The sequence below is a fragment of the Streptomyces luteogriseus genome (assembly GCF_014205055.1).
Lineage (GTDB): Bacteria > Actinomycetota > Actinomycetes > Streptomycetales > Streptomycetaceae > Streptomyces > Streptomyces luteogriseus.
Map to the genome: position 1 here is coordinate 7810970 of NZ_JACHMS010000001.1, position 16933 is coordinate 7827902.

The window sequence follows — 16933 nt, forward strand, 5'->3', positions numbered from 1 at the left end:
GGTCAGGCCGCCGCGCGGCTCCGCGTCACCGCCTTCATCAGCAGCGGCCACACCAGCAGCAGCACGATCACGGCGTACACGGTCACCGCGAACGGCGTGTTGACCAGACCCGTCACACTGCCGTCGCTGATCTGCAGGGCACGCCGCAACTGCTGCTCCGCGTTCGGGCCGAGGATCACACCGATCACGGCGGGCAGGACGGGCAGCCCGTAGCGGCGCATGCCGAAGCCGATCAGGCCGATGATCAGCAGGATCACCAGGTCGATCACCTCACCGCCGACCGCGTACGCGCCGACCGCCGCGAAGAACATGATCCCGGCGTAGAGGTACGGCCGCGGGATGCGCAGCAGCTTCGCCCACACCGGCGCCAGCGGAAGGTTCAGCGCGAGCAGCAGCACCATGCCGACGAACAGGGAGGCGATCAGGCCCCACACCAGGTCCGGTTCACGCTCGAAGAGGAGCGGCCCGGGCTGGATGCCGTACTGCTGGAAGGCGGCCAGCATCACGGCCGCGACCGCCGTGGTCGGCAGGCCCAGGGTCAGCATCGACACCAGCGTGCCCGCCGCCGAGGCGGACGCCGCCGACTCCGGGCCCGCAACTCCCTCGATGGCGCCCTTGCCCCACTCGTCCTTGTGCTTGGACAGGCGCTTCTCCGTCACGTACGACAGGAAGGTGGGGATCTCCGCGCCGCCGGCCGGGATCGCGCCGAACGGGAAGCCGATGAACGGGCCGCGCAGCCACGACTTCCAGGTCCGGTTCACATCGCCGCGCCCCAGCCACGGACGCCCCACCGGGATCGGCTCCGGCGGCCTGCGCCGCAGATGGGCCGCCACCCACAGGGCCTCGCCGATCGCGAAGAGCCCGACCGCGACGATCACCACGTCGATGCCGTCGGCGAGTTGGAGCGAACCGAACGTCAGGCGCTGCTGGCCGGTCATCTGGTCCAGGCCCACCAGGCCCAGGGTGAGGCCGATCAGCAGGGAGGCGAGGCCCCGGATGCGGGACGAGCCCAGCACCGAGGTCACCGCGATGAACGCCAGCACCATGATGGCGAAGTAGTCCGGCGCGCCGATGTCCACGGCCAGTTTCGCGACCGTCGGCGCGAGCGCCACCAGCAGCAACGTGCCGATCAGACCGCCCGCGAAGTGCCCGACGGCGGCCGCCGCGAGGGCCTGGGCGCCGCGCCCGGACTTGGCCATGGGGTTGCCCTCCATGGCCGCCACCACCGCCGCGCTCTCACCGGGCGTGTTGAGCAGGATGGAGGTGGTCGAGCCGCCGAACATCGCGCCGTAGTAGATGCCGGCGAACATGATAAACGCGCCGGTCGGGTCGAGCCCGTACGTCACCGGAAGCAGCAGCGCGACGGCCATGGCCGGGCCGATGCCGGGCAGCACGCCGATCGCCGTGCCGAGCAGCGCACCGATGACGGCCCACAACAGGTTGATCGGTGTGAGGGCCGTACCGAAGCCGTCCAGAAGGGAGTTGAGGGCGTTCATGTCACAGCACTCCCATCAGCGGACCGCCGGGCAGGGGCACTCCGAGCAGATTGTTGAAGACGGTGTAGGTGACGAGGGAGAGCCCGGCCGCTATCAGCGGATCACGGTCGATCCTGCGGCTGCCGAGCGCGTACGCGGCACCCCAGAACAGCAGTGCGCCCGCGACGGGGAAGCCGAGCGGCTCGATCAGGACGGCCGCACCGAGGAACACCCCGGCGAGCAGCAGTACCGTGCGCCAGTCGGCGGGCTCGGACAGGTCGATGTCCTCTCCGCCCTCGGCCTGGCCCCGGCCACCGCGCAATACGTCCACGGCGAGCAGCGCCGCGATCACCAGCAGCCCGGCGCCGACCACGACCGGCACGGTCTTCGGGCCGACCGGGCCGCGCTGGGCGATGTCGACGTCCATGGTGAGCGCGTCGGTCAGCACGAGGACGCCCAGTGCCAGCAGCAGGACGCAGACGCCGAGTTCGGAGTGTTCGCGCAGCCACGAGCGCCGTTCGCCACCGGTCGCGGCAGGGGGAATGTCGGTCTGCGTCGTCACAGTCCCAGCTCCTTCAGCACCGAAACCACGCGCTTGTCCTCGGCGTCGAGGAACGCGCCGAACTTCTCCCCGGTGAGGAAGGCGTCGTCCCAGCCGTTCTGCCGCAGCGACGTGCGCCACTCCTGCGAGTCGTGGAGCTCCTCGATCAGCTTCACGAGCTTGTCGCGCTCCCCGTCGTTCAGGCCGGGCGGGGCGACGATGCCGCGCCAGTTGGTGAAGTTCACGTCGTAGCCCGCCTCCTTCAGCGTGGGCGCGTCCAGGCCCTCGACACGTTCCGGGCCGGTCACCGCGAGGAGGCGCAGCTCGCCCGCCTTGATCTGGTCCAGGTACTCGCCGACCCCGGAGACACCGAAGGCGACCTTGTTGCCGAGGATCGAGGCGAGCAGTTCGCCGCCGCCGTCGAAGGGGATGTAGTTGACCTGTTTCGGGGGGATCCCGGCGGCGCGGGCCATCAGCATCGGCGCGAGGTGGTCGGGTCCGCCGGGCGACGAGCCGCCGCCGACGGGGAGCTTGCCCGGGTTCTCCTTCCAGGCGCCGATCAGATCGTCGATCGTCTTGTACGGCGAGTCCTTCGCCACGACCACCACGTCCTGCTCCTCCGTGAGCCGGGCGATCGGCGTGGTGTCCCCGAGCGTCTTCGGCGCGTCGTTGGAGCGGACGGCGCCCACCACCCCGAGGCCCATGGACATGGCGAGCTTGCCGTTGCCGTGCTCGCTCACCAGCCGGCTCAGGCCCACGGTGCCGCCGGCGCCGGGCAGGTTGAACACCTCGATGTTGTGGGTGAGCCCGGCGTCCTCGGCGTTCTTCGCGGCCGTACGGGCCGTGATGTCGTAGCCGCCGCCCGGCGTGTTGGGGACCATGAAGCGCAGGCCCGGGATCTGTGTGCCGGTCTCGGAGCCGCTGCCGGTGGTCAGCAGCGGTGGTCCGACGAGCACGAGCACGGCGGCCCCGAGCAGGGCGAGGGGGGTGCGCAGGCGCACGAGTGCCACCACCTGTCGGTACGTCGATGCGGGTAGGTAAAGGCCCTGTGGGGGAGGGTGACGTGGGCCACATCGTGCACGGACTCCGCCGAACTGTCTGCCTTGCGGAACCAACGGTGGTTGTGGTCTTTGCGGTCGCCGGAGGCGCCGACGGGTGTGAGCCGAACGCGCGGGGGCCCCGGCGCATGCGCGCCGGGGCCCCTCGATCAACGGTCACCGATCGGTGTGGACCTCCAGGGCGGCCCGCACGGCCGACTCCAGGGCCCCCTCGATCCACGCCGGTTTGACGGACGTGTGGTCCCCTGCGAAGTGCAACGGCCCCTCGCGCTCCGGGATGACGGGCAGCAGCTCGGTGTGCTGTCCGGGCAGCAGCACGGACGCCTCCCCGTAGGCGTAGGGGTCGCGCAGCCAGCTCTGGGTACGACCCGCGCCGGTGTAGAACACCTCGATGCGCCGGCCGTAGACCTGCTGGAGCCCGCACAGCGCGTACGGATACCTCGCCTCGTCGTCCAGGGAGTCCCAGCGCAGCGCGTCGTCGGCCCAGCTGTAGGACGCCAGGACCACGCCCCCCGCGCTGCCCGGGACCGGGTGGGACGGGTTGAACATGAAACGGTTGGCGTTGTCCGACACCGAGCCGCCGCCGACGACACCGGCCGCCTCCGGCTGGTCCCGGCCGATCGCGCGGTTCGCGGCGTAGTGAGTGCGTTGTGCCTGCGTGATGTGCCCGCCGGGCACGGAGGGGTGCGCGCCGAGCAGGCTGCCGTCCGCGGGGGCCTTGCCGGTGCGGTAGGCGTCGTACAGGCCCGGCTTCACGGCGTTCAGTTCACGCTTCCAGTCGTCCTCGTCGAACTCCCACCAGCGGCGGCTGAACTCGAGCAGCACCTTGGTCGCGCTGTCGTAGTGCAGCTCGCTGACCGCGCGGCGCTTGCGGTAGGACAGCGGCGGGTCGATCTGCACATGGCGCAGCCCGGAGAACGGCACCGTGACCACGGCGACGTCGGCGGTGAACTGCTCGCGGACGACCGGGCCGTCGCGGCCCTCGGAGACGGTGTCCACCCACACGTGCGGGCCCTTGCCGCGCACGTGTGCTCCGTCCGGGGACGGCCGGTCGGGGTGGTGGTACTGGACGCGGGTCACCCGGCGGTCGAACCGCACCTCCTTGCGCACGCGTTCGAGCAGGGCGTCCGGCAGCACGGCCGTGCCGCCCTCCAGCTCGTAGAAGGGGGTGTCGGGGCTGATGAGGGAGGAGCCGATGAAGCTGTGGATGAAGGACAGGGGGAGGCGCGAGGTGAGGTTCTCCAGCGTGCCGATCAGGTCGACGGTCCGCTCGTCGAGACCGGCATGCTCGGTGAGGAAGCGGAACATCGACCAGTCGCCGAACCGCTTCACCACCCGCGCCCAGCCCCGCAGTCGCTCCGGCAGCGGTTTGTCGACCCGCTTGCCGTCCCGGCCGACGTGGCTGAACTCGTCGCGCACGGGGTCCAGCGCGGCACGCAGGATCGCCGCGGCGGGCGTGTCCCAGTGAGCCTTCGGGACGCCGAAGGACCGGTTCACGCGCCGGGGCGAGCGGGCGTAGTCGGCGCGCCGCTCGCGGATGCCGTTGACGTGGATCCAGGTCCGGGCGGCGGGACGTCCCTCCTCGTCGACGTCGACGTAGTGGAAGCGCCGCTTCTTCAGGTCGAACCGGTCGATGAGCTCCATCACCAACGGGTGGCTGCCGGGGATGCGCATCGCGCCCGCCTCGGCGTACTGGCCGGGATCGGCGAAGGGCTGCCCGGCGCCCTCGTGGCCGCCCTTGCGGAAGGTCTTGATGCGCCCGCCCGCCCGGTTGCCGTTGGCCTCCAGGACCGTCACCCGGTGCCCCGCCTCCTTGAGCAGCCAGGCGGCCACCAGTCCGGACGGGCCGGCGCCGATCACGAGGACGTCCTTGGGGCCGGTCCGTCGCGCCGGCAGTCCGTCCTTCAGGACGCGCCGGTAGCGGGGGACGAGGGGGCGGTCGTCGGAGTCCAGGACGAGCAGGGCACGGGCGACGGCGAGGCACCGGTCGGAACCGGCGCCGCGACCGCCGTCGGGAGCGGCCGGGGCGAACGGCGCGGCCGACGCCGGAAGGGCCGTGGCGGTACCGCCGGTCAGGGCCGTGGCCACCGTGGCCGTGCCTGCCACGGCCGCGAACTCCCGCCGGGAGAAACCAGAGTCGGAGCGCACCACTGCGTGATCATCTGTCATGGCGATCTTTGTAACGGTGGCCGTGACGGGGCGTCGCCGTTCGCCAGGGCGTTGCCCCTAAGGAGCGAATCAGGGGCAAAACCCTCACGTCACGGTGGATCCGCCTCCTCGGAGTGCCCGCCCGACCCGAAGGAATGAACGCGCGGCGAACCTCGTCCGCCGCCGCGAACGGGCCTTCACACTGCGACTGCGTATCCACAACCGTGCTCTCCGGCCGTTCCGCCCGGCGTGCCGCGCCACGCGGCGCCGGCCGGCCGCACGAGAGCCCGGGGCGACGGAGGGGGAAGGGTGGCGCAGCGGAGCACCGCGTGGGGTGACCGGGTCCGTTACTGGTTCGACAGCACGCTGGCCCGCGGTGCCTCCGCCCTGGTCGGCTGGATGGCGCTGCTGTGTCTGGCCGTCGTCGTCCCGGCCAGTGCGCTGGTGGTGTGGACCGACCCGCACGCGCCCGAGTCCCTGCCGGACCGGCTGGCACAGGTGTGGCGCCTCACGGGGGAGACCCTGCGGTTGGGCGGGGCGACCGGCACGCCGCTGCGCGTGACGATGTCGGTGCTGCTCGCCCTGGTCGCCCTGCTGTACGTCTCGACGCTGGTCGGCCTGATCACGACGGCGCTCACGGAGCGACTCACCGCGTTGCGGCGCGGCCGCTCCACCGTGCTCGAACAGGGACACGTGGTGGTCCTGGGCTGGTCGGAGCAGGTCTTCACGGTCGTCGGCGAGCTGGTGGCCGCCAACGCCAACCAGCGGCGCGCGGCCGTGGCGGTGCTGGCCGACCGGGACAAGACCGCCATGGAGGAGGCCCTGAGCACCAAGGTGGGTCCCATGGGCCGTACGCGGCTGATCTGCCGCAGCGGCCCCACCACCGACCCGTCGGTGCTCACCTTGACCAGCCCGGCGACCGCCGGAGTCGTGCTGGTCCTGCCACGCGACGAGCCCGACGCCGATGCCGAGGTGGTCAAGACGCTGCTGGCGCTGCGGGCGGCCCTGCCCGGGGAGGGCCGCCCTCCCGTCGTCGCCGCCGTCCGGGACGACCGCTACCGTCTGGCGGCGTCTCTCGCCGCCGGACCCGGCGGCATCGTCCTGGAGAGCGACACCGTCACCGCCCGGCTGATCGTCCAGGCCGCCCGCCGCCCCGGCCTCTCCCTCGTCCACCAGGAGCTCCTCGACTTCGCCGGCGACGAGTTCTATCTGGTCGCCGAACCGGCCCTGACCGGAAGGCCGTTCGGTGACGCGCTGCTGTCCTACCCGACGTCGAGCGTCGTCGGGATCGTACGCGGCGGCACCCCTGTGCTGAACCCGCCACCGCACACGCCTCTCGTCGAGGACGATCTGCTCGTCGTCATCTCCCGGGACGACGACACGGTCTGGCCGGCCGACTGCGCGGACTCGGTCGAGAAGGCGGCGATGGCGTCCGGCCCCGCGACGCCCGCGCGGCCGGAACGGGTCCTGCTGCTGGGCTGGAACCGCCGGGCGCCGCTCATGGTCGACCAGCTGCGCCGCCGCGCCCGGCCGGGATCGGCCGTCGACGTGGTCGCGGACGGCGGCGAGGCGACGGTCCGGCAGGTGAGCGAGGCCGGGGCGCACCACGGCACGGATCTGCCCCTGACCCTGCACCGCGGTGACGTCACCCGTCCGGAGACCCTGCAAGGTCTGGACGTGCACTCCTATGACAGCGTGATCGTGCTCGGCCAGGACCCCGCTCCGGGGCAGCCGCCGGACGAGCCCGACAACCGCACGCTCGTCACGCTCCTGCTGCTGCGCCGGCTGGAGGAAGCCTCCGGGCGCGAACTCCCCGTCGTCACCGAACTGGTCGACGACCGCAACCGGGCACTGGCCCCGCTGGGCCCCGGAGCCGACGTGATCATCAGTGGCAAGCTCATCGGCCTGCTCATGGCGCAGATCTCCCAGAACCGGCACCTTGCGGCGGTGTTCGAGGAACTGTTCTCCGCCGACGGCACCGGCATCCGCCTGCGGCCGGCCGGCGACTACGTGCTGCCCGGGTGTGAGACGACCTTCGCCACCGTCGTGGCCGCGGCACGTCAGCGCGGCGAATGCGCCATCGGCTACCGGAGCCACGACGACGCGTCGACGAGTCCGGACTACGGCGTGCGGATCAATCCGCCCAAGACCGGGCGACGCCGCTGGACGACCGGGGACGAGGTGATCGTCGTCGGTGAGGACTGAGGCATTGGCGCCGCCGCCCGGCAAAAGGGATTCACGTGCCCCTGGCCTGGTGAAGAAAACATGGAGATTCGGCTGTGTGTTCGCCGGAACGCGGGGCACCAGAGGGAGCGGAGGTTGATAACTATGGTTCCCCTGCTTCTCGTCCTGCTGCTGGCCCTGGTCCTGTTCGGTGCGGGTTTCGCGCTGAAGGCCCTGTGGTGGATCGCGGTGATCGTGCTGGTCCTGTGGCTGCTCGGCTTCGTGCTGCGCAGCGCGGACAGTGGTGGCCGTAGGGGCCGCTGGTATCGCTGGTAGACCGGCGGACGCACTGCGGCGAGCAAAGAATCAGGAATGGGGTAAATGAAGGTGACCCGATTCTCTCCTGGGAAAGGCGTTCCATTTCCATGGCCGACACAAAAGACGTCGTAGAACTCATTCTTCAGGACCACCGGCGCATGGAAGAGCTCTTCCGTCGCATGCGGAGCGTCGAGGACGACCGGGCGGGTGCGCTGCGGGAGTTCGCCGGCCTGCTGATCGCGCACGCGCAGGCCGAGGAGGCCGAGGTCTACCCGGCGCTCAAGCGGTACAAGAACATCGACGACGAAGAGGTCGAGCACGGCGAGCACGAGCACGACGAGGGCAACGAGGCCCTCCTGGCGCTCCTCGAGGTCGAGGAGGTCGGCTCCGACGAGTGGGACTCGAAGCTCGAGGAGTTGGTGGAGGCCGTCACCCACCACGCCGACGAGGAGGAGCGCACCATCCTCAACGGCGCCCGGGAGAACGTGGCGATGGAGCGACGTGAGGAGCTCGGCCTGGCGTTCGTGCGGGAGCGTGAGCGTCAGCTGAAGGCCGGGTGCGGTTCCGTGGAGAACGTACGCAAGATCGTCGAGTCCTGACTCGGCCGGGCCGGCCCTGGGGGCACCGCCTTCGAGCGGTGCCCCCAGGGCCGTTCGCCGTCCCGGGCGCGCATCGGACGACGGACCTCAGGCGAGTTGTGTGTCGGCCGCGCGCAAGGCGGTGCGGATGCCGAAGGTGACCACGACGATCAGGCACAGGGCGATGACGGCCTCGGCCCAGAAAAAGGCGAACCAGTCCATCACGCAGCCGATCGGGGGAGTGCCGGGGGCGGTGTTGCGGAACGCCGCGAGAGCGAACAGCGTCGCGGCCATCCAGGCGAGGGCGGGCCAGACCAGGCCCTGTCGGCGGGTCGTCAGGTACCAGGCCCCGAGGAGCACCGACGACGCCAGCGCCCACATCGCGACCATCATGAAGACCGCGAAGGCGAGCAGGCTGCCCGACCGGGACAGCTTCAGCGCCACGACGGCCTCCTGGTCGGAGGGCGGGGGTGTCACCGAGACGGAGAAGAGCGGGTCGGCGTTGGAGAAGAGCATCCGCACCGGCACCGGCTTGCCACCCAGCACGGCCCGGAACTCGACGTCGGTGTCATAGGTGTCGAACGGGTAGTCGCTGATCGACCCACCCGCCATCGCGACCCGCAGGTCCTTGGGCGCGAGCCGCTCGTGCGCCTCGAACTCCAGGTCGCTGAGGGTCGCGACGGACGTCTGGAGGCTGAGATCGGCCACCGGCGCGGCCCCTCCCTCCTCGCCGAGGGCCCCGCGCGGACCGACCCGGACGCGCAGGACGAGCTCCCCGGCCGCGGCGTCGACGCTCTGGACGGCGGCCTCCACGTCCACCCGGTCGGCGGCTCGGGATCCGGCCGTGTGCACCGTGTCCTTCGCCTGCCGCTCGGTGTACTGCAGCCACGACCCGACGGACACCGCCACCAGGATCAGGACCGCGAGGGGAACCAGCACCAGCAGGATCGACGGCCCGGAACGGCGTGGGCGGGGAGAGTGCGGGGGCGGCGCCATGGTGACTCCGATGAGGTGGGCGGGGCGCCGGGCTCGTCCCGCCCGGCGTCGGGAGCGGGCCCTTCGTCCACGCGGTCCGTGAGGGGCATGGCGGTCCACCTGCCGGTGGGGCGGAACCGGGGAGTCACCGTCCGATCACAGGCAGACACTGTAGGTGCTGCGTGGCGTGACTTCACGGAGGCGGCGGCTCGAGCGCCGTGCCGCTCCATGCGCGCCGTCGGCCGATGTCCCGTACCGGCAGGCGCCCCGTCGCGAGGTACGCGGCGACCGGCGTTCAGCAGCCGTCGGCCGGAAGGATCGGCCGGGTTCGTGAGGCAGCCGGCCCCAGCGGAGAGGCGGGAGAACGCCGTTTCCATGGCGGGGGCAACAACCCGAATCTCCGTCCCAAGCTGGGACAATGCTCGGGCAGACCTTGTGCAGGTCGCTGCAGGGGGGTTGTCCAGACATTCTCTCGCGCCTAGGGTCCCTTCCGAGTGCAAGCGCTTTCCAAGCGTGTGTCCGCCGGCTGTCCGAGGAGCGCCGCATGTCCTTGTCCCCCGCCCGCCGCCGCGTGGCCGTCGTCGGCACCGGTGCCATCGTGAGCGGCAGTCATCTGCCCGCGCTGCGCGCCCACTCCGACCGGGTGGAACTGGTGGCCGCCGTCGACGTGGACCAGGAGCGGCTCGACGCCTTCCGTGAGCTGGCCGGTGAGCGGGTCGCCGGGTTCACCTCGGTGGACGCGATGCTGGACGCCGTACGCCCCGACCTGGTCCTCATCGGGACGCCGCCCTCCCTGCACCGGGACCAGACGGTGGCCGCGCTGAAGGCGGGCGCCTGGGTGCTGTGCGAGAAGCCGCTGACCCTGTCGCTCGCCGAGTACGACGACATCGCCGCCGCCGAGGAGGCGTCCGGCGCCTACGCGGCGGTCGTCTTCCAGCACCGCTACGGATCCGGCGCCGTGCACGCCCGCGAGCTGATCACGAGCGGCGAGCTGGGCGCCCCTCGGGTCGCGCACTGCCAGACCACCTGGCACCGGGACGCCGCGTACTACGCCGTGCCGTGGCGCGGGAAGTGGGCCAGCGAGGGCGGCGGCCCCACCATGGGCCACGGCATCCACCAGTACGACCTGATGCTGCACCTGCTCGGCGAGTGGGAGGAGATCCAGGCGATGGCAGCGCGCCTGGTCCACGACACCGAGAGCGAGGACGTCTCCACCGCCCTGGTGCGGTTCAGGAGCGGCGCCCTCGCCACCGTCGTCAACAGCGTGCTCTCCCCGGACGAGGTGAGCCGCATCCGCATCGACTGCGCCGACGCCACGGTCGAGCTCACCCACCTGTACGGCCACAGCAACGACAGCTGGGCCTACACCCCGGCCCCGCACGTCGCCTCCGAGCGCGCCACCGCCTGGCGCACTCCCGCCACCGAGGTGCCCAGCTCGCACACCGCCCAGCTGGGCGCGCTCCTCGACGCCTACGACACCGGCACCCGGCCCCCTGGCAGCGGCCACGACGCCCGCGCCACCCTGGAGTTCGCCGCCGCGCTGTACAAGGCGGCGTTCACCGGCCGCTCGGTGCGCGCGGGCGAGATCGGCCCCGGCGACCCCTTCTACGAGGCCATGCACGGCGAGTACCCCGACTGGGCCCCCAAGGAGCGCGCATGACCATCCGCGTCACCCACACGCACGGCGAGGACATCACCGTCACCGCAGGCGGCACGGAGATCCTCCGCTACGTCTACCGCCCCGACCCGGACCCCTTCGAGTCCCGCAAGCCCTATGCCCACCCCGTGCGCACCCTCTCGGGTCGCACGGTCACCGGCTACCGCCCCAACGACCACCGCTGGCACAAGGGCCTGCAGATGACCGCGAGCCATCTGTCCGGCCAGAACTTCTGGGGCGGCAACAGCTATGTCCACGGCGAGGGTTACCTCCCCCTGCCCGAGCGCGTCGGCTCGATGCGGCACGACGGCTTCGCGGACTTCACCGTCGAGGACGACCGCCTCGCCGTCACCGAGAACCTCACCTGGATCGAGAACGGCGGCGAGGAGTGGGCGCGCGAGGTGCGCGGCCTGACCGTCCACTCGGTGGACGAGGAGGCCGGTTCCTGGGCCCTGGACTGGTCGATCCGCCTCACCAACACCCGTTCCGAGCCCCTGGCCTTCGGCTCCCCGACCACCGCGGGCCGTGAGATGGCCGGCTACACCGGACTCCAGTGGCGCGGCCCGCGCGACTTCACCGGCGGCACGGTCTTCGCCCCGGACACCGACGCGGCCAAGCTGATGGGCACCCAGGGCCCCTGGCTCGCCTTCACCACCGAGCACGACGACGTCGACGGCCACTCCACCCTGGTCTTCGCGCACGCGCCCGAGAACCTCGACGCGACGTCCCCGATCCACGAGTCGCACTGGTTCGTGCGCTCCGAGCCCTTCCCGACGGTCGCGTTCTCCTGGGCGTTCTTCGAGGAGTTCGAGCTGCCGCCGGGCGAGTCCTTCGGGTACCGGTACCGCATCGTCGTCGCCGACGGCGCCTGGGACCGCGACCGGGTCGGTACCCACCTGGAGGGCCTGCCGTGGTGAGCGAGCCGAAACCGGCGGGCCTTCCGCACCCGCTGCCCGGCGCGATCGGCCTGTCCCACCTCAGCGCCTACGACTGGGAGGCCGCCGACGGCGTCTGCGGCGGCAGCCCGCACCTGCACCTGGTGTGCACGGAGGCGTACATCGTCACCGCCGGCCGGGGCGCGGTCCAGACGCTGAGCCCCGACGGCTACCGGGACATCCCCCTCGCAGCCGGCTCGATCGCCTGGTTCACGCCGGGCACCGTGCACCGCATGGTGCAGGGCGGCGATCTGCGCATCACCGTGCTGATGCAGAACAGCGGCCTGCCCGAGGCCGGGGACGCCGTGTTCACCTTCCCGCCCGAGGTGCTCGCCGACCCCGACCGGTACGCCGCCGCCGCTGCCCTGCCGCCCGGAACCGGACCGGAGACGGCGACGGCCGCCCGGCGCCGCAGGGACCTCGCCGTCGAGGGCTACCTCGGGCTGCGCGAGGCCCTCGTGGCCGGCGACAACGGCCCGTACCTGGAGTTCCAGCGGGCCGCCGCCCGGATCGTCCGCGACAAGGTTCCCACCTGGCGGAAGCTGTGGCGGGAGGGCGCCCTGGCCACCGCGGAGCGCACCGGCGCCCAGCTCGACGCCCTGGCCGCCGGAGAACCCGGCTACCTCGGCGAGGCCACCGCCCACGAGGCCGCGCCCACCCGGCTCGGCGGCTTCGGCATGTGCGGCCGGCGCGACGAATACGCGCTGCCGGGGACCACGCTGCCCCACCAGCAGGAGTAGCGGCGGCAAGGGGGGACCGGGGGGTCTCAGCCAATCTCCGAGGAGAGGAGTGACCTCGGCATGCCCGGACACAGGACAAAGGGGTTCTGCGCGTCGGCCGCCGCACTGGCACTGTGCGCCGTGCTGGCGGGCTGCGGAGGATCCGGGGAGTCCGCCGGAGGCGGCAAGATCGTGCTGCGCTACACGTGGTGGGGCAACCCCGACCGCGCGGAACGCACCGAGCAGGCCGTCGCGCTGTTCGAGAAGCAGCACCCGGACGTCGACGTGTCGACGTCGTTCTCCGGCTACGACGCCTACAAGCAGAAGCTCGCCACCCAGGCCGCGGGCGGCGACGCCCCCGACGTGATGCAGCTGGACTACCGCCAGATCGACCAGTACGCCACCGGCGGCGTCCTGCTGGACCTGGCGGAACAGAAGTCCGTCCTGCGCACCTCCGAGATCGACCGGGGCCTGCTCGCCACCGGCCGCGTCGACGACGTCCAGTACGCGATCCCGCAGGGCCGCGGCACCGAGACCGTCGCCTACGACGTCCGGACGTGGAAGGAGTCGGGCGTCCCACTGCCCGGCAAGAGCTGGACCTGGAGCGAGTGGGCCGACACCATGCGGGCCCTCGCGAAGAAGACCGGCAAGCCCGGGGCGACCGACCCCGGCCAGAGCGAGGACGCCTTCGAGGTCTGGCTGCGCGGCCAGGGCAAGGCCCTCTACACGAAGGGCGGCGGACTCGGCTTCACGGCCGCCGACCTCACCCGCTGGTGGACCTTCACCGACAAGCTGCGCCGCGAGGGCGCCGTGTCGCCCGCCGAGCAGACCACCCAGCTCGACGGTTCCGTGGAGAACACCCCGCTGGGGCGCGGCACGTCCGTCACCGACGCCAACTGGGACGCCCCGGCGAGCGGCTTCGTCGCCCTGATACCGACCGGCGTCGCCCTCGCGCCCATGCCGTCCGGCGAGGACGGCACACCCGGCCAGTACTTCAAGCCGTCCATGTTCCTGGGCGTCTCGGCCGGCACCGGCCACCCGAAGGAGGCGGCCCAGCTCGTCGACTTCATGATCAACGACCCCGAGGCCGCGAAGATCCTCGGCGCGAGCCGCGGCATCCCCGTCAACGAGACGATCCGTGCCGAGACCGGCCCGCGGCTCAAGGACTTTGACAAGACCATCGCCGGCTTCCAGGCGTCCCTGGAGGGCAAGCTCAAGGACCCGCCCCAGGCCCCGCCGTCGGGCGACAACGCCCTGCAGAGCACCTTCCAGCGCGACTACGACCAGGTCTCCTACGCGCGCATGTCGCCCCGCGAAGCGGCCGAGAACTACGTCACCGAGGCGAAGGCGGAGCTGAGGTCATGACCACCACCGCGATCCCCCCGGAGGCGAGGCACGCTCCCGCCGCGGCCTCGAAGCGCCGCCCCAAGCGCGAACGCGAGGGCGCCGCCTGGGTGTTCCTCTCACCCTGGGTGCTCGGCGCGATCGTCCTGACACTGCTGCCGATGGCCGTGTCGCTGTACCTGTCGTTCACCGACTACGACCTGTTCAACCCGCCGAAGTGGGTGGGCCTGCGCAACTACGTGCAGATGTTCACCGAGGACCCGCGCTACTGGCGCTCGGTCGTGACGACCCTGACGTACGTCGTCATCGCCGTGCCCCTCCAACTGGCGCTCGCCCTCGTCGTCGCGCTGGCCCTGAAGGGCATGAAGCGCGGCAAGGGCTTCTACCGCTCCGCGTTCTACGCCCCGTCCCTGCTCGGCGCGTCGATGTCCATCGCGCTCGTCTGGCGGGCGGTCTTCAACGACGGCGGCACGGTCGACAACCTGCTCGGCACCGGCGGCTGGGTCAACAGGCCCGGCTGGGCGCTGCTCGCCGTCGCCCTGCTGACGGTGTGGCAGTTCGGCGCGCCGATGGTCATCTTCCTCGCCGGCCTCCAGCAGATACCGGCCGAGCTCTACGAGGCGGCGGCGGTCGACGGGGCCGGGAAATGGCGGCAGTTCCTGTCCGTCACCGTGCCGATGCTGTCCCCGGTGCTGTTCTTCAACCTGGTCCTGCAGACCATCCAGGCCTTCCAGGTGTTCACCCCCGCCTTCGCGGTCAGCGCGGGCAAGGGCGGACCGGCCGACTCGACCCTCGTCTACACCATGTACCTCTACGACCGCGGCTTCGTCGCCTCCCACATGGGCTACGCCTCCGCCATGGCCTGGGTGTTGCTGCTGGTGATCGGCATCGTCACGGCGGTGCTGTTCCGCACTTCGCGCTCCTGGGTCTTCTACGCCTCCGAGGGGGACCGGTGACCTCGACGACCGTTGCCCACAAGCCCGTTCGGTGGGGCCGCGTCGCCCTGCACGTGGGCTGCCTGCTCGCCCTGCTGGTGATGCTGTACCCCCTGGCTTGGCTGCTGGCCACCTCGCTCAAACCCGCCGACGAGGTCATCGCGAGCCTCGACCTGCTGCCCGGCCACCTGGAATGGTCCAACTACGAGACCGCTCTGGCCGGGGTCAACGACGTCTCCATCTGGCGGCTGCTCGGCAACTCCCTGCTGATCGCGGGCGGCGCGGTCCTCGGCAACGTCATCAGCTGCTCGCTCGCCGCGTACGCGTTCGCCCGCCTCAGGTTCCGCTTCCGCGGGCCGCTGTTCGCCTTCATGATCGCCACGATCATGCTGCCGCACCACGCGGTGCTGATCCCGCAGTACATCATCTTCAACCAGCTCGGCCTGGTGAACACCTACTGGCCGCTGATCCTGCCGAAGTTCCTCGCCACCGAGGCGTTCTTCGTCTTCCTCATCGTGCAGTTCATGCGCGGACTGCCGCGCGAACTGGAGGAGGCGGCCCGGATCGACGGCTGCGGGCCCTTCCGCAGCTTCTTCCAGGTGGTGCTGCCGCTCACCCGGCCGGCCCTGATCACCACCGCCATCTTCACGTTCATCTGGACCTGGAACGACTTCTTCACCCAGCTCATCTACCTCTTCGACCCGGACAAGTTCACCCTCACCCTGGCGCTGCGCTCCTTCGTGGACGCCTCCAGCACCTCCGCGTTCGGCCCGATGTTCGCCCTGTCGGTGATCGCGCTGCTGCCGATCGTGCTGTTCTTCCTCGCCTTCCAGCGGTTCCTGGTGGAGGGCATGGCCAGCTCAGGAGTCAAGGGGTGAGCGGGATGCCGACACGTGAGGCGGGCGAGGTGTTCGGCCCCCGCATGACCCTGTTCGCCGATGTGCTGAGCATCGGACTCGCCACGGCGGTGGCGTGCCTGCCCCTCGTCACCGTCCCGGCCGCGCTGTCGACGGCGTGTGCCGTGCTGCGCGGGGCGGGGAGGGACCAACCCGTCACCGCGGGGCGGTACGTCGCCCTGCTGCGACGGAGGTTGCGCGCGGGTGACCTGGCGGCGGGAGCCGTGGCCCTCGCGGGCCTGCTGCTGCTCGCCGCCGATCTGGCGCTGGCCCGGGCCGGGTTGCCGGGGGCACCGCTGTTCGCGGTCGCGGCCGCGGTGATCGGCGGGTGCGCGGCGCTGGTCGGCCTGCGGGCCTGCGGACGCCCGGAGTCGCTCACCGACTGGCGTGCGGCGGTGCGCGGAGCCGGGCGCGACGCCGTGGCCGACGTGGGCGGCAGCGGCCTGGTCCTGCTCGCCGTCGCGACGGCCGCGCTCTGCGCCTGGATGCTGCTGCCGCTGGCCTTCCTCGCGCCCGGGCCATTGGCCCTGGCGCTGACTGCCGTCGACGTGCGCCGGTCCGCTGGGGTCCTTCTTCACTAGTGCTGTGACCGGGAAGGTTTCGCCGGGAAGGTGTGCTCGTTCCATCCCGCGGTCGGGGCATTCGAAGGCCAGGTCTCCCGCAGGGGTCGGTGTGGCCGGCTGCTGCGGGACCACATGGTTGTCAGCGGGGCTGATAGTTGATAGTTCCGAGGGGCCAGTTCGTGGACAGCCACGTCGTGACGGCCGCATGCAAGGGCGCGTCCAGCTCGGCTCTGTCGGCACGGACCCAGGAGCGGACGTCGGTGTCATGGTCTTCGTCGCGGGAGGGGTAGATATAGACGCAACCGATCACCTCACCACCAGCGGTCTCGATGACTGTGTAGGTGAACCCGCGGCGCTGAGCGAAGTCGTCCGCGTGACGCTGCAGGTCGGCGAGGTTCGCCTCCAGGGCCATCCCGTCCGCAGGAGGCCATCCTCGGTCCTGGAAGCCCGGGGTCGCACGGATGTGCTCGATGCTGCTGGTCCAGGCGGCGTGGTCGGCGGCGTTGTGCCGGGGCCCCAAAGGCTCCAGACGGAACTGCGGGGTGATCAGGTCCGCGGGGACGACGAAGTCGTCGGGGACGAGGGCATGGTCAGTCATGGGGCCGAGACTATGAGGCAGGGCTCAAGG

Annotated in this window: 16 protein-coding genes; 10 read left to right on the forward strand and 6 right to left on the reverse strand. The window is 71.4% G+C overall.

All coding sequences use genetic code 11. The annotated features are described in order from the left end of the window. Window positions 1-2: 2 nt before the first annotated feature. The 4 genes from BJ965_RS34695 to BJ965_RS34710 form a co-directional block, all read right to left on the reverse strand. Entirely contained in the window at window positions 3-1496 is a 1494-nt protein-coding gene (locus BJ965_RS34695) for a tripartite tricarboxylate transporter permease (protein ID WP_184914503.1), read from the reverse strand. Window position 1497: 1 nt separating this feature from the next. Continuing rightward, window positions 1498-2037: a tripartite tricarboxylate transporter TctB family protein gene (locus BJ965_RS34700; protein WP_184914507.1), complete on the reverse strand. Its 540-nt coding sequence runs from the start codon at window positions 2035-2037 to the stop codon at window positions 1498-1500. Beyond that, complete coding sequence (locus tag BJ965_RS34705) at window positions 2034-3017, reverse strand: Bug family tripartite tricarboxylate transporter substrate binding protein (RefSeq protein WP_184917852.1); 984 nt, start codon at window positions 3015-3017, stop codon at window positions 2034-2036. Before BJ965_RS34705 ends, BJ965_RS34700 begins: the two co-directional genes overlap by 4 nt. Window positions 3018-3230: 213 nt before the next feature. Then, complete coding sequence (locus BJ965_RS34710; RefSeq protein WP_184914510.1) at window positions 3231-5243, reverse strand: flavin monoamine oxidase family protein; 2013 nt, start codon at window positions 5241-5243, stop codon at window positions 3231-3233. Window positions 5244-5531: 288 nt separating this feature from the next. Here BJ965_RS34710 and BJ965_RS34715 point away from each other — a divergent pair, with 288 nt between their 5' ends. From BJ965_RS34715 to BJ965_RS34725, 3 genes are all read left to right on the forward strand, one after another. Then, the gene (locus tag BJ965_RS34715; protein ID WP_184914514.1) at window positions 5532-7427 is read left to right on the forward strand and encodes a CASTOR/POLLUX-related putative ion channel; all 1896 of its coding nucleotides are present in this window, start codon (window positions 5532-5534) and stop codon (window positions 7425-7427) included. A gap of 123 nt (window positions 7428-7550) precedes the next feature. Beyond that, window positions 7551-7721, forward strand: a complete 171-nt coding sequence (locus BJ965_RS34720) for a DUF5670 family protein (protein ID WP_031139394.1) — start codon at window positions 7551-7553, stop codon at window positions 7719-7721. An 89-nt stretch (window positions 7722-7810) separates the two neighbouring features. After that, entirely contained in the window at window positions 7811-8302 is a 492-nt protein-coding gene (locus BJ965_RS34725) for a hemerythrin domain-containing protein (RefSeq protein ID WP_030834717.1), read from the forward strand. 87 nt (window positions 8303-8389) lie between these two features. Here the strand turns inward: BJ965_RS34725 and BJ965_RS34730 are convergent, their stop codons facing one another. Further along, entirely contained in the window at window positions 8390-9277 is an 888-nt protein-coding gene (locus BJ965_RS34730) for a DUF4436 family protein (protein WP_184914517.1), read from the reverse strand. A gap of 523 nt (window positions 9278-9800) precedes the next feature. On the opposite strand from BJ965_RS34730, the gene BJ965_RS34735 reads away from it, so the two are divergent. The 7 genes from BJ965_RS34735 to BJ965_RS34765 are packed head-to-tail and all read left to right on the forward strand — an operon-like array spanning window position 9801 to window position 16323. After that, on the forward strand, window positions 9801-10916 hold the full coding sequence (locus BJ965_RS34735) for a Gfo/Idh/MocA family protein (protein WP_184914522.1): 1116 nt from the start codon (window positions 9801-9803) through the stop codon (window positions 10914-10916). After that, a complete protein-coding gene (locus tag BJ965_RS34740) occupies window positions 10913-11830 on the forward strand; it encodes a DUF6807 domain-containing protein (protein ID WP_184914525.1) in 918 nt (305 codons plus the stop codon). The genes BJ965_RS34735 and BJ965_RS34740 overlap by 4 nt, the downstream gene beginning before the upstream one ends. Next, entirely contained in the window at window positions 11824-12588 is a 765-nt protein-coding gene (locus tag BJ965_RS34745; RefSeq protein WP_184914528.1) for a cupin domain-containing protein, read from the forward strand. Before BJ965_RS34740 ends, BJ965_RS34745 begins: the two co-directional genes overlap by 7 nt. Window positions 12589-12648: 60 nt before the next feature. Beyond that, complete coding sequence (locus tag BJ965_RS34750; RefSeq protein WP_184914531.1) at window positions 12649-13932, forward strand: ABC transporter substrate-binding protein; 1284 nt, start codon at window positions 12649-12651, stop codon at window positions 13930-13932. Then, on the forward strand, window positions 13929-14867 hold the full coding sequence (locus BJ965_RS34755) for a carbohydrate ABC transporter permease (RefSeq protein ID WP_184914534.1): 939 nt from the start codon (window positions 13929-13931) through the stop codon (window positions 14865-14867). The genes BJ965_RS34750 and BJ965_RS34755 overlap by 4 nt, the downstream gene beginning before the upstream one ends. Next, entirely contained in the window at window positions 14864-15724 is an 861-nt protein-coding gene (locus BJ965_RS34760; protein ID WP_184914537.1) for a carbohydrate ABC transporter permease, read from the forward strand. Before BJ965_RS34755 ends, BJ965_RS34760 begins: the two co-directional genes overlap by 4 nt. Before the next feature lie 5 nt (window positions 15725-15729). Continuing rightward, window positions 15730-16323: a hypothetical protein gene (locus BJ965_RS34765; protein ID WP_184914542.1), complete on the forward strand. Its 594-nt coding sequence runs from the start codon at window positions 15730-15732 to the stop codon at window positions 16321-16323. A gap of 121 nt (window positions 16324-16444) precedes the next feature. Here the strand turns inward: BJ965_RS34765 and BJ965_RS34770 are convergent, their stop codons facing one another. Beyond that, window positions 16445-16903, reverse strand: a complete 459-nt coding sequence (locus BJ965_RS34770) for a GNAT family N-acetyltransferase (RefSeq protein WP_184914545.1) — start codon at window positions 16901-16903, stop codon at window positions 16445-16447. Between the last annotated feature and the right edge of the window lie 30 nt (window positions 16904-16933).